The organism is Bacillus sp. LR--39 (assembly GCF_053613335.1).
On sequence record NZ_JBSIOT010000840.1, the window covers coordinates 1 to 724 of the forward strand.

Here is a 724-nt window from a genome sequence, read left to right on the forward strand (position 1 = left end):
ATCATCACTTGTCAAACGAGGCTGCAAGGTTACCGTGGTGCCATACCAGCAAATGGAGGCCGTATACAACATCAAACCCGATGGCATTGTGCTATCGAACGGACCTGGAGATCCGAAAGCAATCCAGCCATATTTAGGAAAGATCAAAAGCATCATCAGCCGCTTTCCGACTCTCGGCATTTGTCTCGGACATCAGCTGATCGCGCTCGCGTTTGGAGGGAATACTTTTAAGCTGCCATTCGGGCACAGGGGAGCTAATCATCCGGTCATCGACCGTGAGACGAAACGGGTCTTTATGACAAGCCAAAACCACAGTTATGTGGTTGATGAACAGTCGATTAATGAAGAAGAGCTCACGATCAGGTTTCATCATGTCAATGATACGTCAGTTGAAGGGCTTGCCCATAAAAAACTGCCTGTCATGAGTGTTCAATTCCACCCGGAAGCCCATCCCGGACCTGCGGAAAGCGAATGGATTTTTGATGATTATCTAAAGAATGTGATACCAGCAAGGAGAGAAATCGCGCATGCCTAAAGACACCAGTATTTCAAGCATATTAGTAATCGGCTCAGGCCCGATCATCATCGGGCAGGCGGCTGAATTTGATTATTCAGGCACTCAAGGGTGCATCGCGCTGAAGGAGGAGGGCTACCGGGTCATTCTCGTCAACAGCAATCCGGCGACAATTATGACTGATGAAGCCTTCGCTGATGAAATTTATTT

The 724-nt window shown here is 48.1% G+C and carries 2 protein-coding genes; both read left to right on the forward strand.

The genetic code is table 11. From position 1 onward, the window contains the following. The coding region (locus tag ACWHAR_RS26910; protein WP_452088407.1) for a carbamoyl phosphate synthase small subunit at positions 1–535 on the forward strand (535 nt) is incomplete at its 5' end. Next, a partial coding sequence (locus ACWHAR_RS26915; RefSeq protein WP_452088408.1) for a carbamoyl phosphate synthase preATP-grasp domain-containing protein occupies positions 528–724 on the forward strand: 197 nt, incomplete at its 3' end. The genes ACWHAR_RS26910 and ACWHAR_RS26915, both read left to right, overlap by 8 nt.